Origin of the sequence: Halosegnis sp. (assembly GCF_042216475.1) — an archaeon.
Lineage (GTDB): Archaea > Halobacteriota > Halobacteria > Halobacteriales > Haloarculaceae > Halosegnis.
Genome location: NZ_JBDGTV010000008.1, coordinates 148,699 through 169,313 on the forward strand (window position 1 = coordinate 148,699; position 20,615 = coordinate 169,313).

Here is a 20,615-nt window from a genome sequence, read left to right on the forward strand (position 1 = left end):
CCGTTGACTTATTCGCTGGTCTCGACGCTCTCTGCGGGCCGTTCCCGTACGCGGATACCCTTCCCTTGGAGGTGGCGGGTACGCGAGCGGGCGAACTCTTCTTCGCGTGTACCACGGGTCGCGAGCACGTACATCCGCGCCTTCCCGACGGGCCGCATCGTCCGGCCGGCTCGCTGGGCACCCTGCCGGCGACTCCCACCCAGCCCAGAGGCAGCAATTGCTATCTCGGCTCCCGGCAGGTCGATACCCTCGTCACCCACCCGCGAGACGACGAGGACGTCGCGGGGGCCGTTGCGGAACTCGTCGAACAGCTTTCGGCGACGAGCGTGGGGCATCTCCCCAGAGACAAACGGTACCGACAGCGCTTCCGCGATTGCCTCCCCCTGGTCGATGTATTCCACGAAGACAAGCGTCTTTGCGCCAGGATGTGCTCGCCGGATGGCTTCGATTTCGCGCACCTTGGCGGGATTCTCGGCGGCCGCCTGTCGCTTCTCGTGGCCGACGGCGGCGTCGTAGGCGCGCGCGGCCTCGTCGTCGCCCCAAGGAACAAACCGAATCTCAACCTCCGGTTCGGCGACGTAGCCGGCGTCGAACAGTGCCGACCAGTTCGTCCCGATAGGCGGGCCGATGAGCGTATAGATTTCGTGTTGGTCATCTGTTTCGCGGACGGGTGTCGCCGACAGCCCGAGCCGATGTTTCGCCTGTAAATCCGCGCTCCGTCGGTAGACTGGCGAGGGGATATGATGGACCTCGTCGTAGACAATAAGCCCCCACTTGCGGTCGTCGAACAGATGGCGGTGGCGGTCCATTCCCGCCGTCTGGTAGGTGGCGACGGTGACAGGGCGTATCTGCTTGGTGCCGCCGTGGTACTCGCCAACCTGCTGTGGAGTCAGCGATGTGTGCTCAAGAATCGTCTCACGCCACTGGGCAGCGAGTTCCCGACCGGGAACGAGCACGAGTGTCTCCCCCTCGATGGCACTCATCACCCCCATCGCGGCGACGGTCTTACCTGACCCCGGCGGCCCGACGAGGATGCCGGAGCGCTTCTCGACGAACCGGTTGACCCATTCCTGCTGGTATTCACGGAGATCGACCCGGAGTTCGACCGGCAACGGCTCGCCGGTGTCGAGATGGCGCGTATCGAGGACAGGGTAACCCGCCTCATAGAGTGTCCGCTTGACGGCCGCGACAGACTCCTCGGCAATCCACGCCTCTGTATCGGAGACGAGTGCGCGAATCTGGCCCGCCTCAAGTTCCCGCTCGGCAACGTTGCCCATGAGATCGGCTGATTTTGCCTCCAGCACTGTGTATCCGTCTTCGTGGGTAGTGAGTCGAAACTTCCGAGCGCGCTCCCACTGGTCGCGCACCCACCCCTCAAGATCTTCATAACGTCCGTCAAGCGCCTGCCGCATCGTCCGTTCGAGTGCCGCGAAGTCGTCGTAGGGGGCACTCCAGACATCTTCCTCGCGCACCTCGTAGACATAGCCACCATCGCGGTTGGCGTCCTCAAGATGAGCAAACTGCGAGAGCTGTGCGCGAGTGAACTGCGAGGCGCCGTCAACGACGATTCGGCGCGCGCCGGGAAAGACGACGACCCGCTCGCGGTCGGCGGTCGCTTTGTAGTCGCGAGGAAACCACACCCGCGGGTCGGTCGCCGTATCCACGGCGGCAACCTGGTCGTCTGGCAGCTGCTCAAGGGCTGCCAGTGCCTCGGCCTGCGTGCAACTGAGCACCCGTGCAAGTTCGGTGGCGGTAAGCAGCGGCCGACCGACCGATTCCAAGGCGTCGTAGAAGTCGTCAAGCCCGAGAGCAGGGATGTCAGGCGCATCGTCAGCGTCGTCGGCGTCGGTCACTACCGGCAGTAGCGGGTCGACGGACAAAAGCAGCGCGCGTCGACGGCGGACACCACCGGGTGTACGGCCGGGGTCTACTCCGCCTGCCCACGTAGACGCCGCATGTGGTCGATACGGCGCTGGACCAAGTCCGATTTTCCGATGTCGTGGCGGACGCGGAGGCCCTCTGTGCCAGCTTCGGCCAGTGTCTCGTCGACGATTGCCTCCGCCTCGGCGATGGTTCCCGCGCGGCCAACGACAGCAAACGAGCGGGAGGTGGTCGTGTAGATACCGTCCTCGCGGGCGTCGACACTGGCGTAGAACAGATTGACGTCCGCCGAGCTGCCATGTGCCTCGTTAACGCGGTTAATGACGGTTTCGTCGACCTGCACCCTTGCACCAGCCTCCGGGTTAGTTGGGTAGCCGTCGGGGACCGCGTACTTGCAGACCGTCGCCTGCGACGCGAACGACAACTCTGGCAGTGGTTTGCCGTCGCGGGCGGCGGTCACGACATCTATAAACGAGGTCTCCAGCACGGGGAGAGTGTTCATCGCCTCTGGGTCGCCGAATCGGGCGTTAAATTCGACAATTTTCGGTCCCTCGGCCGTGAGCATGAACTGACCATAGAGCACACCCTTGTAGTCAGGGAGCGCCGCGACGACCGACTGCATGATGTCGACAGCGGCATCGTACTCGGCTCGCTCCATGAAGGGAAGATCTGGGGTGGCCGCCGAGTAGCTCCCCATCCCACCGGTGTTGGGCCCCTCATCGCCCTCGTAGGCGCGTTTGTGATCTTGGACGGCCGGCGTAACGCGCAGGTCACCGTCAGCGACGAACGCCTGCACGGTGAACTCCTCGCCGACAAGCCGCTCCTCAAGGACGACACGGTCGTACTCGGAGTCGCGGAGATATTGCTTGGCCTCTGCCGGAGTCACCTGGTCGCCGATGACACGCACCCCTTTTCCGCCTGTGAGGCCAGCAGGCTTCACGGCAAGATCGCCGTCGTACTCATCGATGTACGCGCAGGCCGCCTCGGTGTCGTCAAACGTCGCGTAGTCTGGGTTGCCCGCGATGCCGTGCTCGTCGAGGAAGTCACGCTGGAACTGCTTGTCCGTCTCAATGCGAGCCTCGGCGGCCCCAGGCGCGAACGCGTAGATGCCCACTGCATCGAGCGCGTCGCTCACGCCTGCTTCGAGGGGAGTCTCCGGCCCGACGACGGCGGCCGTCGCGCCGATCGACTCGGCGTAGGCGGCGACAGCCTCGGGGCTTGTCTCCTCGAGCAGCTCGACATCGGCCGCTAGCGCCGCGATACCCGGGTTACGGTTCGACGCACAGGCAAACAGCGTCGCGTCCGAGCGGGCTACCGCGCGGGCGATGGCGTGTTCACGACCGCCGCCGCCGACGAGCAGCACGCGTTCGTCATCGTGCATACGCGGGCTACCGGCAGGCGCCCGCGTAAAGGTTGCAGATTCCGGCAGCCAGCTATCTGCCCGACTCGGTCTTCAGCGATGCTCGCCGGAGCTTTCCTGTCGCGGTCTTAGGCAACGTGTCACGAAACTCGATATCGCGAGGATACTCGTACTTGGCGAGCCGGTCACGGACGTGCTCGCGGAGGATCTGACGGGTCTCGTCGGTCGGCGCCCAGCCGTCCGCGAGAACCACGAACGCCTTTGGTACCTCGCCCCGCTCGTCATCAGGGACGCCGACGACCGCCGCGTCGGTCACTGCCTCGTGGCCCGCCAGTGACTCCTCTATCTCAACGGGACCAATACGATAGCCGGCCGAAATAATAACGTCGTCCTTGCGAGCCTCGAAGGCGAGGTAACCATCTTCATCCATTCGGCCGAGGTCCTCCGTCAACAGCCAGCCATTGACCACCTTCGCGGCTGTTTGCTCGGGTTCATCCCAGTACTCGCGGAAGCAGACCGGGTTCCCCTCATAACGGACGGCAATCTCGCCGGACTCACCGGCCGAGACGGTCGGCTCAGCGGTCTCGGGGTCAAGAATCGCGATTTCGTGGCCAGGCCCGGGCAAGCCGATGTAGCCGTCACGGGATTCAGCGAGAGCAGTGCAGTCCCCGGCTACCATGTTCGCCTCCGTCTGCCCATACGCCTCGTGGACGGCCGCCCCCTCGAAAACATCGTCAGCCCACTCGCGGATGCTCGCACCCAGCGACTCGCCACCAGAAGCGACGGTCCGGACGCTTCCGACCGGGTCGGCGTCGACAGTCATCATCATCCGGAGCGCAGTCGGTGGCGCGAAGAACTCCGTCACGCCATGTCTCTCCAGCGTCCCGAACGCGGCCGCTGGGTCGAAGGATCCTGCCGACTCTCGGGCGACGACCGACTGGCCGTAGAACAGCGCGGGCATCACCACATCAAACAGTGAGGCAACCCACGCCCATTCCGAGGGTGTCCAGAACGTATCGCCATCTCGCAGATCGAGATTACAGAAAGAGGTGAGAAACAGCGGGAGTACGCCCAGCAGCATTCGGTGGGCGTGGCGCACTCCCTTCGGATTTCCTGTCGTCCCAGAGGTGTAGATGAGCAGTGCATCTTCTTCGGCAGCGGTGTCGACGGCGGGGAAGTCAGGCTCGTTGCCTGTAAGTGCCGTCTCGAAGGCCACCTCAACGTCTCGCTCGGGGTCGGCCTCGCCCACGAGCGCAACCGTTTGGAGGTCCATCTCAGCAGTTGCCTCGCGGAACTGCGCAAGCGCGTCATCGTGGACGATGGCGGCGACTGCGCCGGCGTCCGAGAGCCGGTACTCGACTGCTTCAGGACCGAACAGCGTCGATAGCGGTACAGAGACAGCCCCGATTTTCCAGCAGGCGATGTGGGAAATCGCCGTCTCGGCACATTGGGGGGCGTTCACGCCGACCCGGTCGCCCCGCTCGACGCCTGAGGCCCGGAGGTGGCCCGCGAGTCGGCTCGCCGCAGCGTCAAGATCGGCGAACGTCAGCGTCTCGCTGCGCCGGCCTTCGACGCGGAGCGCCGGGCGCTCTGGCCGGTTGTCGGCCCATCGGTCACAGACGTACGCAGCCATGTTGAACCGATCCGGCCATTCCCACTCGAACGCGTCGCGCAGGTCGGCATACTCGTCCCACTGCCGCTCGTGGAACCAGTAGGCGTCGAGCCGTCGTGTCGGTGCCATACCGGCGGGTGACAGTGACTGGCTAACAAGCCTTTCTATCGCCACAGTGCAGTGCGCACACGCGAGCGCCGCTGGTTTACGGACGGGCCCACAAGCCGGCACATGACCGACACCGCCGACGCGCCCCTCTCGCGCAACCGCCTCAACGCGGAGGCATCACCGTACCTCCGCCAGCACGCCGACAACCCAGTTAATTGGCAGCCGTGGGACGACACCGCACTCGCAGCAGCCGAACGCGAGGACCGGCCAATTTTTCTGTCGGTCGGTTACTCGTCGTGTCACTGGTGTCACGTGATGGCTGAGGAGAGCTTCGAGGATCCCGATGTAGCCGCGCAGCTCAACGAGTCCTTCGTCCCAATCAAAGTCGATCGCGAAGAACGACCCGACCTCGATTCGCTGTACATCACTGTCTGTCAGCTCGTCCGTGGCCAAGCCGGCTGGCCGCTCACTGTCTTCTGTACACCCGAAGGGAAGCCTTTCTTCGTCGGCACATATTTTCCAAAAGACTCCAAGCACAATCGTCCGGGCTTCCAGCAGTTGGTCAATCGTATCGCCGACGCGTGGGCCGACCCCGACGAGCGCGCCGAAATGGAAGAGCGGGCCGAGCAGTGGACGGCCGCAGCTAAGGGAGAGCTGGAGGAGGTGCCGGAGGCGAGCGACCGACCTGATGCCGCGTTCCTCGAAAGTGCCGCGAGCGCAGCCGTCCGCCGAGCCGACCGAGAGCATGGCGGCTTCGGTCGTGGCCAGAAATTCCCAAATCCACCGCGAGTCGACCTACTGTTGCGCGCGGCCGACCGGACCAACACGGAGACGTACGCCGAGGTAGCTCGCGAGACGCTTGACGCGATGGCCGCTGGCGGACTCTACGACCATCTCGGGGGTGGCTTCCACCGCTACTGTACGGATCGCGAGTGGGTCGTCCCCCACTTTGAGAAGATGTTGTACGACCAGGCAGGGCTCGTGCGGACGTTCCTCGCGGGCCATCAGTTGTTCGGCGTCGACCGCTACGCCGAAGTGGTCGAGGAAACGCTGGGGTTCGTCAACCGGGAGTTGCGTCACGAGGCGGGCGGATTCTTCTCGACGCTGGACGCCCGCTCGGTACACGGTGACCAGCGCGTCGAGGGGGCCTTCTACGTCTGGACCCCCGAACAGGCGACCGCCGCAATCGAAGATCCCGCGGACGCGGAGCTGTTCCGCGCCCGCTACGGTGTCGACGCGGCGGGTAACTTTGAGCCCGAACAGGCGCTCGACGAGCCGGCCGAGTCGTGGAACGTGCTCACTGAACGTCGCTCCGTCGCCGAACTGGCCGATGAGTTCGGATTGCCTGAGTCGGCCGTTGAGCGTGGGCTCGAGCGGGCAACCGCGCAGGCCCGCGCTGCCCGCGCCGACCGGCCACAACCGCCCCGAGACGAGAAGGTGCTCGCGGGCTGGAACGGGCTGATGATCTCTGCGTTCGCGGAGGCGGCGCTAGCACTCGATGAGCGGTACGCCGAGACGGCCGCCGACGCGCTCGGGTTCGTCCGCGAGCGGCTCTGGGACGGCGACCAGCTCGCGCGCCGCTGGAAGGACGGCGACGTGAAGGGCGACGGCTACCTCGAGGACTACGCGTTCCTTGCCCGGGGCGCGCTCAACACCTACGAGGCGACCGGTGAGGTCAACCACCTCGCGTTCGCTCTCTCGCTTGGAGAGACGCTCGTCGAGCGGTTCTACGACGACCGCGGCACGCTGTACTTCACGCCAACAGATGGTGAGTCGCTGGTCGCGCGGCCACAGGAGCTGAGTGATTCCTCAACCCCCTCAAGCACGGGCGTCGCCGTCGAGACGCTGGACGCGCTGTCGCACTTTAGAACTGACGACCGGTTCGCGGAGGTGGCCGAACGGGTAACTGAGACGCACGCGAGCACGCTCGAGGAGAGTCCAATCGAGCACGGGGCCTTCGTGCTCGCGGCCGACGCGCTCGCCGTCGGCCGCCGAGAGCTGACGGTGGCCGCTGACAGCCTTCCGGAAGACTATCGGGCGACGCTCGCCGAGCGGTACCTCCCGCTGCGGCTGCTGTCCGTACGACCCCCGACCGACGAAGGGCTGATGCCGTGGCTCGACACGCTCGGGTTACCGGAGGCGCCGCCCATCTGGGCCGCGCGGACGGCGCGTGAGGGGCCGACAGTGTACGCCTGTCGCGGGCGAGCCTGCTCACCGCCGCAGTCCTCGCTGTCGGCCGCGCTTGACTGGCAGCCTTAGGATACGCGTGCCAGCCACTTCGCGGGGTCGTCGAGTTCCGTGTCCGATGGGAGGTTCTCGGGGGCAGCCCAAACGGCGCCCGCACCTTGGAGGCCGCGCTCGTCGGCAACAGCGTCGAAGAACGCCTTGCCACGCTCGTACTGGTCACGCTTCATGCCAAAGCCGAGCAGCCGGCGCACCAGCCGCCCAACTGGGCCGCGGCCGCCGCGACGGTCGTCGAGCTTCCGACGCAGGTCGTCGTACTCGTCGTCGAACGCACGGTCCATCACGAGTTCCGCGTACCCTTCGACCGCAGTCATGGCGACGTTCACCTCGCGCAACGCTCCACGGTCGAATCGGCCCTCGGCGAGGCCGGCGACCCCTTCTTGTAGCAGCGTCTCGAGCCGTTCGGAGAGCCACGGCGCGGCGCCGAACTCTGCGGCGTGGGCCACCTCGTGGAAGGCAATCCAGCGACGGAACCGTGGCTCGGCCACGTCGAGCAGGTCGGCGACCCGACGGATGTTGGGGTGGACGAAGTAGAGTGCGTGGTCGCCGCCGTCAGCGAGCAGCAGCGGGTCGTACTGGCCGAGTACGTTGCGCCCAAGGAAGGCGAGTGTCGCGCCCATCGTCCCTGTGTTGAGCGAGCGGGCGAAGCCGGGGACGGGCGCGTCGAGCCGGCCGGCGACGGGGTCCATCACCCGCCGGAACGTGTCGACGTTCGCGTCAATCCAGTGGTGGCGGTGCTGAATCTCGACGGTTCCGGGCAAGTCGAAGTCGAGGCCGGCAACCTCGCGCACTCGGTCGCGGGCATCGCGCACGTCGGCGGCGTACCCGGCCCGCTCGGCGTCGGACAGTTCGAGGTCACCCGGCGGGACGGATGCCTTTGCCACCTCGGCGGCCGCCCCCCAGTCGATAGGGCCGTCTCCGGACGTGTCGGCAACCGCTCGAACCGCGCGGTACAAGGTCATAGCGTCGGTAAGAGAGGAGTTTGCATAGGCCTTCTCCCCGCCGGCCAACGACTAAGCTGGTGGCCGACCCAGGTCCCGATGTGACCTGTCCACACCTCGACTATCGGACGGAGGGTGATGGTCGCTCGTTCGAGACCGAGCGAGCCTTCTGTACCGTGACGGAGTCGTTCGTTCAGCCGATGCGGGCGGACATCTGCAACGACCGGTACGAGCCCTCGCACGCCGACCACTGCGAGATATACCGCGACCACGAGGGATGAGTTACGAGACGTACCTCGCGGGCGAGCCCGTCATCATCACAGCGGCGCTGACCGGCGGCGTCCACGGCAAGGAGGCGAACCCGGCGATACCGGAAGCCCCCGAGGAGATCGCCGCGGCCGCCGAGGCTTGCGAAGCGGCGGGCGCAAGCGTCGTCCACCTCCACGCCCGCGACGAGCATGGCGAGCGAGCATTCTCCCGCGAGCGGTTTCAGGCGCTGACGAGGTCTGTCCGCGAGCGAACGGATCTCGTTGTTCAACACTCCACGGGCGGCACCGGCGCTCCCGACGACAGCCGCCACGAGCCACTGCGCACTGACCCCGCGCCCGATATGGCGAGTCTCGACATGGGGCCGCTCAACCGCTACGACCGGCTCACGAGCGAGAACACTCGTGGGCTAATCGACTCGCTCGCTACTGAGATGGCAGAGCGGGGCATCAAGCCGGAGATGGAACTGTTCAATTCCGGGCACATCACGGAGGCACGCCGACTCATCGAGGAGGGGCCGCTTGAGCCACCATACTACGGGACCCTCATCTTCGGGAATGGCACACTCACCCGGCCAACGCCTGGCAACTTCCTTGCGTCGGTGCGCGACCTACCCGAGGAGACGCTGTTCAACACGGTCGGCTTTGGCCCCCACCAGCTTCCCTTTACGGCGATGGGACTCATCTTCGGGGGACACGTCCGCGTTGGCCTCGAAGACAACGTCTACTACCGGCGAGGGGAACTTGCGACGAGCAACGCACAGCTGGTCGAGCGGGCGGCCAAGCTGGCCGAGACACTAGAGCGGCCCGTGGCTACCCCCGCGGAGGCCCGAGAGATACTCGAACTATGAGTCAGTCGGCCAGCAGCGTCTCCTCCTCAGGGTCGAGCCAGTCTGCGGCCCACTCCTCGATGGCGTCGAAGACGGGGTTGAGCGACCTGCCTTTCTCCGTGAGCGAGTAGTAAGTGGCGACGGGCGCGTCCTCCTCCAATCGGCGGTCGACAAACCCCATCTCGCCGAGGTCATCGAGCACACGTGAGAGCGTGCGCGATGAGGCGTCTGTCGATCGCTTCAGCTCGTTGAACCGCTTCTCGCCATCCTGCAGGTCGTGCAACACGATGAGTCGCCACTGTGAGCCAATCTGTTCGAGCGAATCTATCACCACGCACGCCTCCTCGCTATATCTGTCAGATGACATTGCTGTTGCCTGTAAGATTTTTGTTGGACATAGATGATATTCGATTCTGGGCCACCATATGCGTTAGTTCGGGCATCTCATCCCACAATATGCGGTCAGACGGTATAGTGGTTGCGTCGTGATACCCGCTTGTGTGGGGATACCGCAAACCCTCGCTGTCATGCCCGCACTTGTGGGTTCCCCGCACGGCGTGCGTGCCGTCTAACGGGCGTGAGAGGGCACACAGTCGGTGTATAACTCCCGAAGGATTGCCCGCGAGGTCCTCGAACAACGCGAGTCGAGACGGGAACGTGGCGACACAGAGACGGTCGCCGCCTAACTCCCGAACTACTCGCTTAACTCGTTGAGAAGTTCTGGATTCTCGGATAGGAGTCGTTCGAGTTTCTCGATTGCCTCTTGATCCTCGTCCTCGCCGCGTCCCTTGGCCATCTCCCGTGAGTCTGCGACATCCCCACGGACAGTCTGCTTCGTCTCCTCACCTGCGATGGTGAGTGTCTCGCCACAGTACGGACACACGTTTGCACCGCTTGGGATGTTCCCACGCCGGCAGTTGGGACACTCGTCGAGTCCCTCGACGGCGTCCTCGGCTTCTCGATAGCCCGCTTGTTCTTCGACCGATTGAATACGGTCCTCATCGGTGAGATGTTGGTAGGTCGTCTCCATGACCCGCGAGGCAGCGTTGTGTCCGATTATCCACTTAATGTCATCATTGTCTAATCCGTACTGCCGCTTGGCGATTGTCACAAAGGTGTGGCGGAAGGCGTGCGGATTTACGTCTTTCTCGATGTCGGCAGCCTCGCCAATCTTCCGAAGTCGGGCACGAATTTGTCCACCGTTGAGCATCGAACCTGCCTCGTTCTCCTTGTGCTTCGTGTGAATCGGACAGATGAGGTACGCATCTGGGTCGTCACTCGCTGGATGGTACTCAAGCCAATCCTCGACAAAGGCGCGTGCTCCGAGAAGCGACCGCTTCCCATCCGCTCCTTTGAGTCCCTCGACGGTCGGATTCAGACGGAATAGCCCACCCTCGACATCGACATCTTTGATTCGGAGCGTTTGAATCGCCCGCACTCGCTGGCCTGTGAAGATGAGCAGTTCAAGCAGGCATCGGTCGCGGGGGTTCGGGCACGCATCTCGCATTCGCTGAATTTCGTCACTGGTGAACACATCGTCCTCGGTCACTGGTGAGTCGGACGGTGGGGCAAGCGAGATGTCCTCTGGGTCGAGTATGTCGTGATACTCGTAGAACATCCGCAGGTTGGATTGACGCATCCGAGCGGTGTTCTGCGCCCACACGTCGTCGGCCAACATCTGCGTGAAGAACTCGTTGACATCATCAGCGGTGGCGTCCATCAAGTCAAACTCCGTTCGCTTGGCGATGATGTATAGCCGAGTGCAATACGTCTCAAGAGAATTGGTCGAGAGATGCTCGCGGTCGGGGTCGAGGGCCACCGTCAGATTCTCCTCGTCGTGGGCGTCGAGAAACTCCACGATTGCCTCGTGCTCGCGGGAGGAGATATTGCCGTTCTCGCGGTGTCTATCGAGGCGTTCACGGGTCTTGGCGTACTCCTCACGGGGGGAGGCTTGCGCCATACCTGCGTGTCACTCCATAGCACTATGAAATTACCCAGGGGTAACAGCAGTGTAACCTGCTATCATGTAGGTCCGGGAGCGTATAAGTAGTTTCGGAGCACTACTAGGTAACATGACGACAGTGCCAGTTGACGGGCTGCACCATGTGACGAGCGCCGCGGGCGATCCAGAGCGGAATGTCCACTTCTTCACCGAGGTGCTTGGTCTGCGGCTCGTCAAGCAGACGGTCAACTTCGACGACGTCACCACGTACCATCTCTACTACGGCAACGAGACAGGCGAACCGGGCACCGCGCTCACGTTCTTCCCGTTTGAGAGCGGCCGCCCCGGACAGGTCGGTGCAGGTCAGGTGGAGACCACAGCGTTCCACGTCCCCGCCGATAGCCTCGACTACTGGGCTGAACGGCTCGACGCTCACGACGTCGACCGCGATCCGGTCGGCGAGCGATTCGACGACGAGATACTCGCCTTCCGTGACCCGGATGGCCTCCGCTACGAACTGGTCGCGACGACCGCGGAGACACCAATTGAGCCGTGGACCGGGAGCGATGTCCCCGCAGGGCACGCGATTCACGGGTTTCACGGCGTCACGCTCGCAGTGAGCAATCCCACCCCGACGAGGGACCTCCTTGAGTTCATGGGTTACGAGACGACCGCGACCGAGGGCGAGTTCACCCGACTGGTTGCCGGCGGCGACGCCGCGACCGTCGTCGACCTGCATACGATCGACCGACAAGGCCGCCCCGGCGTCGGAACCGTCCACCATGTCGCCTTCCGTGTCCCAGACGACGAGACGCAGTCTGCGTGGCGGGAGGCGCTTGCCGAGCGGGGCTTCCGCGTCACCCCTCAGAAGGACCGCCAGTACTTCCGATCAATATACTTCCGTGAGGAGAATGGCGTCCTCTTCGAGTTCGCGACAGAAGGGCCGGGGTTCACCACCGATGAGTCCGTTGACGAACTTGGCGAGTCGCTCCAGTTGCCGCCATGGCTAGAGGAGGATCGCGAGCGCATCGAGGCGGCGTTGCCCGACCTGACCGCGCCGGCCGCGGAGGTCTCGCGATGACCCACGAGAACGACCCCGCGCGGGCGGGTGCCGCACCTGAGGAGGCGAACGCCGCCGTCGTCTTGACCCACGGCCGGGGGGCAACGGCCCGATCCATCCTCGCGATACATCAAGAGTTTCCACGGGAGGACGTGGCCTACGCCGCGCCGCAGGCGACAAACAATACCTGGTACCCCAACTCTTTCCTCGCGCCCGTCGAGCGCAACGAGCCCGGCCGCACAGACGGACTCGCGGCTATCGACCGGCTCGTGGAAGGGATCGTCGACGCGGGCGTCTCGCGGGAACGAGTCCTCCTCGTTGGTTTCTCACAGGGTGCGTGTCTCACGACCGAATACGCCGCCACACATCCCGGGCGGTACGGCGGCGTCGCCGCACTGTCCGGCGGACTCATCGGCGAGACGCTCGGCGAGTACAAGGAGAATCTTGACGGGACGCCTGTCTTTCTCGGCTGTTCAGACGTCGACCCGCACATCCCTGTCGAGCGGGTCCACGAAACCCGCGACATCTTCGAGTCGCTGGGGGCCGATGTCGAAGAGCGCATCTACGAGGGAATGGGCCACGGTGTCAATGAGGACGAACTCGACTACCTGCGCGAGCGCGTCGCCGACCTGTAGCCGGCGTTGCGGGCCCCGTGCGGCCGCGGAACAGGTTTAACGGGATGTCGCCCCAACAGTGTCTATGTCCTCTGTCGAGGTCGACCGCTCGGCGTCGGCCAGCCGTCAGCTGGGCCGGCGCGGCCTGCTTGGGTTCGGGGCCGCGCTCCTGACAATCGGCTGGGGCGGTACCGCGCTGCTCTTGCGCTCGTCTAGTGTCGCACCTTTCGATCCCATCGTGACGGCCGTCGGCGGCTGGTTGGCTGTCTTCGCACTCATCGCCGGAATTGCTGTCGGGCTCTGTCCCCGGTGGGTCTGGTACAACCGGGTCGTGGCGACATGGGTCGGGCTGAACGCCGCCGCGTTCGGCTACACGGCCGCCGCAGCTGCTGGCCTCCTTCCGGCCGACCTCGTCCAGTACGCGTTCTGGCACGTGTGGGTGCTTGCAGCCGTTGTCGGATTCGCCGTCACCGGTGCTGTTCTTGAGGGCGAGGATACCGCCGGGCAGTTGTACTTCACTGCGGCCGGGCTGGAACTGTCGCTGCTGTTCCTTGGGCTCGGGGCGTTCGGGACGCTCGTTCCCGGACTCTATCTGCTACTGGCGTTTGTCCACCCGACGCCGTTGGCGCTGGACGCGCTACCGGGCGACCTGTCGCCCGGCCGGACCGCGGCCGTCCAGCTTGGCGTCTACGCGCTCGGACTAGGGGTAGTGTTCCTGCTGTGAGCAGATTAGGCCGACTTGCCGCCGAGCCGGCGTCTCGCCAGCTCCGCCAGCACGGCGAGAAAGAGCAGGCCGATAAGCGCCGCGAGCCACGGTCGGCCCTCCGACTCTGGGGAGGACTCGGCCTCGTCGTCGGTCAAGGCGACGCCGCCGTCACCGCCTGTCGATAGCTGGATTCCGTCCACGTTGAGTTCGAGCAGCGTGACGTCCATACGGATACCTCACCGTGTGAGCCCTTAGCCGTGGTGCACGGAACCGGGTCTGTTATGGTCTGAGCGCCTGACACGCGGGTATGGAGGAGCGACACAGAGCCTTCTTGGACGAGTTGCTCGCGACGGCCACCCCGAGCGGCTTCGAGACGGCCGGCCAGCGGGTGTTCGTCGACTACCTTGAGGAGTACGCAGACGAGGTTCGCACCGACGCGTACGGCAACGCCGTTGCCGTCCATGAGGGCGACCCGGCAGTCGACTGTTCGGTCGTCCTCGCGGGGCATGGAGATGAGATTGGACTGATGGTCCGAGATGTCACCGACGACGGCTTCCTGAAGCTGACGCGGGTCGGCGGCGCCGACCGCACCGTCACCCGCGGTCAGTATGTCACCGTCCACGGCAGCGACGGCCCGGTACCGGGCGTCGTCGGCCAGACGGCTATCCACCTGCGCGATCACGACGACGATACACAGAGCGACATTGCCGAGATGCACGTCGATATCGGCGCCGTGGACGAGACGGAGGCCCGTGAGCACGTCGAGGTGGGCGATCCGATCACCTTCGACACGTCGGTGCAGGATCTCGAGGGATCGCTCGTCGCCGCCCGGGGGATGGACAACCGGACGGGCGTCTGGACGGCCGCCGAGGGATTCCGGCGTGCGGTCGAGCGGGACGCCGACGCTACGGTCTACGCCGTCTCCACCGTTCAGGAGGAGGTCGGCCGCAACGGCGCGAAGATGGTTGGCTACGACCTCGACCCAGACGTGGCTATCGCCGCGGACGTCACCCACGCGACAGATACCCCCGAGTCGCCTGGTGACAAAGGGTCGGGTATCGAACTCGGAGAGGGACCGGTTGTCGGCCGCGGTTCCGCCAACCACCCTGTCGTCGTCAAGGCAGTCCGGACGGTCGCCGACGACGCTGGCGTCGATGTCCAGTTGTCGGCCGCTGGCTCCGATACCGGCACGGATGCCGAGAGCTTCTACACCTCCCGTGCAGGCGTTGCGTCGTTGAATCTCGCCATCCCCAACCGCTACATGCACACGCCAGTCGAGGTAATCGACACGGAGGATTTAGACGAGGTTGGGGAGCTGATGGGCCGGTTCGCGGCCCGTGCAGCATCCTTCGCCCCGTTTAGCGTCGAAGTGTAAGCGCCGTCTCGGTGTGTTTAAGTCGGGCGGGCTGGGAGCAGTGACATGGCCGACCGACCGCTCGACGTGCTTGAGGCGACACTCGGTGAGGACGTAACGGTGACCCTGAAAGGAGGAGACACCGTTGCCGGGACGCTGGACGGCTACGACCAGCACATGAACCTCGTGCTTGAGGGCGAGAACACAACGATTATCCGCGGCGACAACGTCGTTTCGATTCAACCATGACCGGAGCCGGCACCCCGTCGCAGGGGAAGAAGAACAAGACGACGCACGTCAAGTGTCGACGCTGCGGCGAGAAGTCCTATCACTCTCGGAAGAAGGTCTGTTCCGCCTGCGGGTTCGGTAAGTCCGCCAAGCGGCGCGACTACGCGTGGCAATCGAAAAGCGGCGACCACTGACCGAGACGTTCGCGGCTCGATTCCTCTGGCTCTATCGATTGAACCACTCACTGGTCGGGTCACCGGCCGCAGGTAAGCTGTGAATTTCCTTGCAGCAGGCCCTGTGCGGGCAGGTGCCTTCTTCGCGGCCGGATTGACTACCGCCACGCTCGCGGGCATCGTTGTCGGCGAGCCGCGGGCAGGGTTCGCTGCCGGCGTCGCGGCCGGGCTCGTGCTGGGCGGCTTTGGGTGGATGTTCGTCCGCCCGGCAGAGGACCCCTGAACTCAAGAATCACCGGCGCAGAGCCGAGGTATGCAGGAGACGCGCCGTCGCGTGCTCGAGACACTGGAGTCGGGGCCCGCGACCGGACCAGAGCTAGCGGCACAGCTCGATATCTCCCGGGCAGCCATCTGGAACCACGTCCAGCGGCTTCGAGAGGCCGGCTTCGAGATAACGGATACCGCTGACGGCTACGAACTCCGAACCGTTCCGGAATACGGCGCTGCCGCAATCGAACACGAACTCGCGGCCAATGTTGAGGTAGAGTTCCACGACGAGTTAGCATCGACGAACGCGACAGCTCGTGAGCGGGCGGCCGACGGCGCCGATGGCCTTGCCGTCGTCGCCGAGCGACAGACCGGCGGCCGGGGCCGACTCGACCGCGAGTGGGTCTCGCCAGTGGGCGGTATCTACGCCTCGCTCGTTACCCGGCCGGATGTGCCGCCCGCAGAGTCGCCGGCGTTCACGCTCGCAGCGGCCATCGCCGTCGCCGAGACAGCCGCGGAAGCAGGCGTCGATGCCGGCATCAAGTGGCCCAATGACGTGCTTGTTCCCCAGCCAACCGCAGATGATATCGCGGCGGGGCCGACTGGCGAGCGCGACCCGCCGACAGACGGCGCGAAACTCGCCGGCGTGTTGACCGAGATGGAAGGAGAGGCAGACCGGGTGTCGTGGCTCATCGCCGGAATCGGGGTTAACGCCAATGTTGACCCAGCAAAACTCCCGGCAGGTGCAACAAGCCTCGCCGGCGAGGGCGGACCGGTCTCCCGACGTGCGTTCCTCGCAGGGGTGCTCGACCGGTTCCTTGAGCTGACGAGCGACCTCGAGTCCGTCCTCCCGGCGTGGCGCAGGCGGGCACTTACGCTCGGCCGGGAAGTGCGTGTCGAGACGCCCCGCGGTGTCGTCGAAGGGACGGCGACGGACGTGGAGTTTCCTGGCGCGCTCATCGTGGAGACGACAGAAGGGCCGGTCCGGGTCGCAGCCGGCGACTGTGAGCATCTGAGACCGCGGTAGTCGTCACTCGCTCACGCGGACGGTCAATACGGGCACCTCGCTTGCGCGAACGACACGCTCGGCGACACTGCCCAGCAACAGCCGGTTAAGCCCCCCACGGCCGTGAGTCCCCATGCAGATAAGGTCCGCCTCCGACCGGTCAGCGTACCGGACGACTTCACCCGCGGGGGTCCCCTCCAGCATCGTCCGCTCCACCTCCAGCGATGGGTGGGCATCGGTGACAGTCTCGGCCGCGCTCGCGAGCGACGACTCTCCCTCCTCACGAAGCATCTCGGCGACTCCCTCCCAAGAGGACTCAACCGGCAGACTGGCGACCGTACCTGAGTCAACGACGTAGACGAACTCGACAACTGCGCCGTGCACTGTTGCCAGCTCGCCAGCGTGCGAAATTACCCGCTCGATTCCCGGTGCCCCGTCCGTCGGGACGAGTATCCGGTCGTACATGATAACACATCACACGTGCCGCCGGATAATGGTTGCCCGTCGGCTCATAGCAGCGTCTCGCGGACGTCCGCGGTGCCAGCCCGCCTGACAACGGCTCTGACGGGATCGCGCGCGCCGGCGAGATTGGTGCTCCCGCCATCGAGTACTTGGAGTTTCGCCGGCCGCCCCTTCTCGATAAGGCCGTAGTCGCGGCCAGCAATGACGGCGCCGTTGCGGGTCGCCATCCGGAGCACTGCAGCCGCGTCCAGGCCGGAGTGTTTCGCCGTCACCGCCATCTCGCGAAACATACTCGGCGAATTCAACATCACGTTGTCAGTCCCCAAGGCGAGCGTCGTCGTCTCGGCCAACGTCTCGAAGTCCGGGAGGCCGACATCCGTGACGAGGTTCGATCGTGGACAGCAGACGATAGGCACCCCACTGTCGGCGACCCGGTCGAGGTGATGGGGGCGGGTGTGAACCATATGGACAAGGAAGTCTGGATCCAAGTCAAGTGCGCCGTCGACGTCGGCAGCATCCCGCTCACCAGCGTGGACGCCAAACAGTTTGTCGGCCTTGCGAGCCGCGGCCCGCTCGGTGCCGAATTCGCCGTCTCGGGCACCGCTAGCGCCAAAACCGTCCGCGAGTTCGAGTGCATCCACCGTTTCACGGCCAAGCACGACCGGCTCAACTGGACTGTCAGCGGCGGCCTCGCGGAGACGCTCAACGCCCTCAACGCCCCCCTCACGGAACTCAAGGAATGCCGCAGTACCTGACTCACGCATGTATGCGATGGAGTTGCGCATCGCTGCGACCATCTCTTCGCGGGGAGTCTCCCGGAGCAGCCGGTGCTTCAGGCCGTCCGGGGGCGCGACCAGTTCGTCAAGCGAGAGCCCCCGGCCAGCCTCCTTGGCGATAGAATCCCCGATATGCGTGTGGGCGTTGACAAACGCCGGCAGTATCCAGTCGTCGCTCTCGACGCTGGTGGGCTCGACGGCGCGTATCTCGCCGTCCGCGACGAGGACCCGGCCTTCGGCCGGTTCGAAGTCGGCCCCGCAGAATACCAGGCCCTCAAGCGTACGCTCTCTCATGCGCCGTACTCGTCGAGCGTCTGGTGTATACCTTTCCGGACATCAACGACCAGCGCGTCGACATCGAGTCCGAGGACGTCCTCGGCGGCGCGGCCGACAGCTGCTGTCTCGTCGGCCGGCGCGTAAACGCCCAGCCGCCACTGCTCGCGGTTGGCAGTCCGGAGCGCGCCCACGAGCGTGGACTGGGAATCGAGTCGACGCACCTCGCCGTTGACGACGACGCGTGTGCTCGACTCGGCCATCGACGGCTCCGGGGGCACGTCAAGGATGACTTCACTCTCGGCGACGCCCGCGCGGTCGGCGATAGCCCGCTCGTGCTCGCGGACCGTCGCGTGGTCTGCTGCCGTCAGTGACTCCGGCACGTCAGCGTGTTCGGCCCACACTGCCCGCTTGAACAGATCACGGTCATCCAGCCGGCGGGCGTAGCCGGCCGTCGTCTCATGCGTGCGCAGCGCCACCAGCAGATCGTGGTCGTCCCAGCGGCGGAACTCGTCGGCCGAGACGTGCTCGCCGACGAGCGCCTCCGCCGCCCGCCGGAGCATCGCCTTCGAGATGCGGGCCACATGGTGGGAGTACACGGTCGGCGTCATCAGCGCCCGTGCGAGCAGCAGCGACTCCGCTGTCTGAACGTTCCCCTCGGCGAGCACAAGCTCCCCGTCGACGAATCGAAGCTCGCGGAGAAGACGGCCGTGATCGATAGTACCGTACGGGACGCCAGTATGGTGGGCGTCACGCACCAGATAGTCCATCCGGTCGACGTCTAACTCCCCCGAAACGAGCTGGCCTAATTGCCCCTCGCCGGCCACGAGGTCGGCAACCCGATCGGGGTCAAGGTCGTGAGCAACGAGCACGCGCTCGACTTCGCCGCCGCGCAGCAGGTCGTGGACATCGTCGTGTGAGCGGCCGTCGTGCCGCTCCAGCACGCGCTCTGTATTGTGCGAGAAAGGGGTGTGGCCCACGTCGTGAAGCAGCGCTGCGGCGCGTACCCGCTCTGCCTGCCGGCCCTCGATGCCGAGGTGGCCGAGAGCCTCGTCGGCGAGGTGATACACGCCCAGCGAGTGCTCGAATCGCGTGTGGTTCGCGCTCGGGTAGACGAGTGCGGCGGTGCCCAACTGCGAGATGCGGCGGAGCCGCTGGACTGGCGGCGTATCAAGTAGCGGCTCGGCAACGCCCTCGACAGTGATGTGGTCGTGGACGGAATCCTTGATGGCGCTCACGCCCACCACCCGGGTGCCGTGGTCATTACCGGTGGATTCGACGTCACGATACAAAAACCGTCGTCCCCGACTACGCAAGCCCGAGAATTTCCTCAGCAGCGCGGCCGACAGCTGCCGTCTTGTCGGCCGGCGCGTAAACGCCCAGCCGCCAGCCCGCGCGCCGCGTGTCCCGAAGGGCACCGACCAGCTTCGAGGCTTCTTCCAGCCGCTGAACGACGCCGCCAACGACCACCCGCGTCCGCGCCTCCTTCAGCCGCGGCCGGTCAGGGACATCGACAAGGACGTGTTCACGGGGAACGCCTGCGCGGTCGGCTATCTCGCGGGCCGCCTGCCGCTCATCGGCCCGCGATAGCTCTGTGAGAGCGTCGGGCACGGTCTCAAGACCAGCCCACGTTGCCCGCTTGTAGAGGTCGCGCCGCTCGATGCGCTCGCCGAGGTCGGACACCCGCTCGCAGAGCGCAACCAGCAGATCGTGGTCGGCCATTCGGCGGAACTGGTCAACGGAGATGTCTGCCGCAAGCAGCCGCTCCGCGGCCCGCTCCAGCATCTTTCCTGCGATGCGCGAGACGTGGTGGCGGTAGACGATACCGTCCATCAGTGCCCGCGCAAGCAGCAGCGACTCCGCTGTCTGGACGTTCCCCTCGGTGAGCACCAGTTGCCCGTCAACGAACCGCAGGTCGTGTACCAGTCGGCCGTGGTCGATGGTGCCGTACGGGACGCCAGTGTGGTGGGCGTCACGCACTAGATAGTCCATCCGGTCGACGTCTAACTCCCCCGAGACGAGCTGGCCCAACTCCCCCTCGCCGCGGACCAGGGCAGCCACTTGGTCGGGGGCAATGTCGTGAGCTTCAAGCACGCCGGCGAGCTCTGTCTCGATCAGTAGCTCACCAATCTCGTCGTGATCGCGGCCCGTCTCTCGGCGGATAATCTCCTCCGTCTGGTGGCCGTAAGGGCCGTGGCCGATGTCGTGAAGGAGGGCGGCAGCTCTGACAGTCTGGGCCTGCGGTTCGTCGACCCCGAGCGACTCGAGCGCGCGGTCCGCGAGGTGGTAGACCCCCAGTGAGTGCTCGAACCGCGTGTGGTTGGCACTCGGGTAGACAAGCTGGACGGTAGAGAGCTGCTTGACGTGACGGAGTCGCTGGACGGCTGGGGTATCGATTAAATCCCCCGCGACTGGATCGAGGGGTATCCAGTCGTGGACGGAGTCCTTGATAGCGTTCACGCGCGGACTTCGGTGAGGGACGGCTTTGCCCTTGGGTTCAGCGACGAAAGCC

At 65.2% G+C, this 20,615-nt stretch carries 22 protein-coding genes; 11 read left to right on the forward strand and 11 right to left on the reverse strand.

The window, feature by feature from the left end; genetic code table 11:
* Nucleotides 1-8 precede the first annotated feature (8 nt).
* The 3 genes from ABEJ63_RS05105 to ABEJ63_RS05115 form a co-directional block, all read right to left on the reverse strand.
* The gene (locus tag ABEJ63_RS05105) at nucleotides 9-1,853 is read right to left on the reverse strand and encodes a DEAD/DEAH box helicase family protein (protein ID WP_375795273.1); all 1,845 of its coding nucleotides are present in this window, start codon (nucleotides 1,851-1,853) and stop codon (nucleotides 9-11) included.
* 74 nt (nucleotides 1,854-1,927) lie between these two features.
* The gene (purD, locus tag ABEJ63_RS05110; RefSeq protein ID WP_375795274.1) at nucleotides 1,928-3,262 is read right to left on the reverse strand and encodes a phosphoribosylamine--glycine ligase; all 1,335 of its coding nucleotides are present in this window, start codon (nucleotides 3,260-3,262) and stop codon (nucleotides 1,928-1,930) included.
* Nucleotides 3,263-3,314: 52 nt separating this feature from the next.
* Nucleotides 3,315-4,982, reverse strand: coding sequence for an acyl-CoA synthetase (locus tag ABEJ63_RS05115; RefSeq protein ID WP_375795275.1), 1,668 nt, complete (start codon nucleotides 4,980-4,982; stop codon nucleotides 3,315-3,317).
* A gap of 102 nt (nucleotides 4,983-5,084) precedes the next feature.
* Between ABEJ63_RS05115 and ABEJ63_RS05120 the strand changes: the two genes are divergently transcribed.
* Nucleotides 5,085-7,220 (forward strand): thioredoxin domain-containing protein, encoded by a 2,136-nt coding sequence (locus ABEJ63_RS05120; RefSeq protein ID WP_375795276.1) that lies wholly within the window; start codon nucleotides 5,085-5,087, stop codon nucleotides 7,218-7,220.
* Here ABEJ63_RS05120 and ABEJ63_RS05125 read toward each other — a convergent pair.
* The gene (locus ABEJ63_RS05125) at nucleotides 7,217-8,167 is read right to left on the reverse strand and encodes a zinc-dependent metalloprotease (protein ID WP_375795277.1); all 951 of its coding nucleotides are present in this window, start codon (nucleotides 8,165-8,167) and stop codon (nucleotides 7,217-7,219) included. The genes ABEJ63_RS05120 and ABEJ63_RS05125 overlap by 4 nt on opposite strands.
* Before the next feature lie 80 nt (nucleotides 8,168-8,247).
* On the opposite strand from ABEJ63_RS05125, the gene ABEJ63_RS05130 reads away from it, so the two are divergent.
* On the forward strand, nucleotides 8,248-8,427 hold the full coding sequence (locus ABEJ63_RS05130; protein WP_375795278.1) for a hypothetical protein: 180 nt from the start codon (nucleotides 8,248-8,250) through the stop codon (nucleotides 8,425-8,427).
* Entirely contained in the window at nucleotides 8,424-9,263 is an 840-nt protein-coding gene (locus tag ABEJ63_RS05135; protein ID WP_375795279.1) for a 3-keto-5-aminohexanoate cleavage protein, read from the forward strand. The genes ABEJ63_RS05130 and ABEJ63_RS05135 overlap by 4 nt, the downstream gene beginning before the upstream one ends.
* 1 nt (nucleotide 9,264) lies before the next feature.
* Here the strand turns inward: ABEJ63_RS05135 and ABEJ63_RS05140 are convergent, their stop codons facing one another.
* Entirely contained in the window at nucleotides 9,265-9,609 is a 345-nt protein-coding gene (locus tag ABEJ63_RS05140; RefSeq protein WP_375795280.1) for a winged helix-turn-helix transcriptional regulator, read from the reverse strand.
* 327 nt (nucleotides 9,610-9,936) lie between these two features.
* Nucleotides 9,937-11,202, reverse strand: a complete 1,266-nt coding sequence (locus tag ABEJ63_RS05145; RefSeq protein WP_375795281.1) for a tyrosine-type recombinase/integrase — start codon at nucleotides 11,200-11,202, stop codon at nucleotides 9,937-9,939.
* 112 nt (nucleotides 11,203-11,314) lie between these two features.
* On the opposite strand from ABEJ63_RS05145, the gene ABEJ63_RS05150 reads away from it, so the two are divergent.
* The 3 genes from ABEJ63_RS05150 (at nucleotide 11,315) to ABEJ63_RS05160 (ending at nucleotide 13,582) form a co-directional block, all read left to right on the forward strand.
* Nucleotides 11,315-12,265, forward strand: coding sequence for a ring-cleaving dioxygenase (locus tag ABEJ63_RS05150; RefSeq protein WP_375795282.1), 951 nt, complete (start codon nucleotides 11,315-11,317; stop codon nucleotides 12,263-12,265).
* Nucleotides 12,262-12,879 carry an alpha/beta hydrolase gene (locus ABEJ63_RS05155; protein WP_375795283.1) on the forward strand — a complete coding sequence of 206 codons (618 nt, stop codon included), beginning with the start codon at nucleotides 12,262-12,264 and terminating at the stop codon, nucleotides 12,877-12,879. The genes ABEJ63_RS05150 and ABEJ63_RS05155 overlap by 4 nt, the downstream gene beginning before the upstream one ends.
* A gap of 64 nt (nucleotides 12,880-12,943) precedes the next feature.
* Nucleotides 12,944-13,582: a hypothetical protein gene (locus ABEJ63_RS05160; RefSeq protein WP_375795284.1), complete on the forward strand. Its 639-nt coding sequence runs from the start codon at nucleotides 12,944-12,946 to the stop codon at nucleotides 13,580-13,582.
* A 5-nt stretch (nucleotides 13,583-13,587) separates the two neighbouring features.
* Here the strand turns inward: ABEJ63_RS05160 and ABEJ63_RS05165 are convergent, their stop codons facing one another.
* A complete protein-coding gene (locus ABEJ63_RS05165; protein WP_375795285.1) occupies nucleotides 13,588-13,791 on the reverse strand; it encodes a hypothetical protein in 204 nt (67 codons plus the stop codon).
* Between the two features lie 80 nt (nucleotides 13,792-13,871).
* On the opposite strand from ABEJ63_RS05165, the gene ABEJ63_RS05170 reads away from it, so the two are divergent.
* From ABEJ63_RS05170 to ABEJ63_RS05190, 5 genes are all read left to right on the forward strand, one after another.
* Nucleotides 13,872-14,939: a M20/M25/M40 family metallo-hydrolase gene (locus ABEJ63_RS05170; protein ID WP_375795286.1), complete on the forward strand. Its 1,068-nt coding sequence runs from the start codon at nucleotides 13,872-13,874 to the stop codon at nucleotides 14,937-14,939.
* Between the two features lie 45 nt (nucleotides 14,940-14,984).
* Nucleotides 14,985-15,167: an LSM domain-containing protein gene (locus ABEJ63_RS05175; RefSeq protein WP_375795287.1), complete on the forward strand. Its 183-nt coding sequence runs from the start codon at nucleotides 14,985-14,987 to the stop codon at nucleotides 15,165-15,167.
* A complete protein-coding gene (locus ABEJ63_RS05180; RefSeq protein WP_375795288.1) occupies nucleotides 15,164-15,340 on the forward strand; it encodes a 50S ribosomal protein L37e in 177 nt (58 codons plus the stop codon). The genes ABEJ63_RS05175 and ABEJ63_RS05180 overlap by 4 nt, the downstream gene beginning before the upstream one ends.
* 79 nt (nucleotides 15,341-15,419) lie before the next feature.
* Nucleotides 15,420-15,602 (forward strand): hypothetical protein, encoded by a 183-nt coding sequence (locus ABEJ63_RS05185; RefSeq protein ID WP_375795289.1) that lies wholly within the window; start codon nucleotides 15,420-15,422, stop codon nucleotides 15,600-15,602.
* A 30-nt stretch (nucleotides 15,603-15,632) separates the two neighbouring features.
* On the forward strand, nucleotides 15,633-16,613 hold the full coding sequence (locus ABEJ63_RS05190) for a biotin--[acetyl-CoA-carboxylase] ligase (protein ID WP_375795290.1): 981 nt from the start codon (nucleotides 15,633-15,635) through the stop codon (nucleotides 16,611-16,613).
* A 3-nt stretch (nucleotides 16,614-16,616) separates the two neighbouring features.
* Here ABEJ63_RS05190 and ABEJ63_RS05195 read toward each other — a convergent pair whose 3' ends face one another.
* The 4 genes from ABEJ63_RS05195 to ABEJ63_RS05210 all read right to left on the reverse strand — a co-directional run bounded on the left by ABEJ63_RS05195 (nucleotide 16,617) and on the right by ABEJ63_RS05210 (nucleotide 20,563).
* Complete coding sequence (locus ABEJ63_RS05195; RefSeq protein WP_375795291.1) at nucleotides 16,617-17,057, reverse strand: universal stress protein; 441 nt, start codon at nucleotides 17,055-17,057, stop codon at nucleotides 16,617-16,619.
* A 44-nt stretch (nucleotides 17,058-17,101) separates the two neighbouring features.
* Nucleotides 17,102-18,124 carry an amidohydrolase family protein gene (locus ABEJ63_RS05200; RefSeq protein WP_375795292.1) on the reverse strand — a complete coding sequence of 341 codons (1,023 nt, stop codon included), beginning with the start codon at nucleotides 18,122-18,124 and terminating at the stop codon, nucleotides 17,102-17,104.
* Entirely contained in the window at nucleotides 18,121-19,341 is a 1,221-nt protein-coding gene (locus ABEJ63_RS05205; RefSeq protein ID WP_375795293.1) for an HD domain-containing protein, read from the reverse strand. The genes ABEJ63_RS05200 and ABEJ63_RS05205 overlap by 4 nt, the downstream gene beginning before the upstream one ends.
* A gap of 70 nt (nucleotides 19,342-19,411) precedes the next feature.
* A complete protein-coding gene (locus ABEJ63_RS05210) occupies nucleotides 19,412-20,563 on the reverse strand; it encodes an HD domain-containing protein (RefSeq protein ID WP_375795294.1) in 1,152 nt (383 codons plus the stop codon).
* Nucleotides 20,564-20,615: the final 52 nt, after the last annotated feature.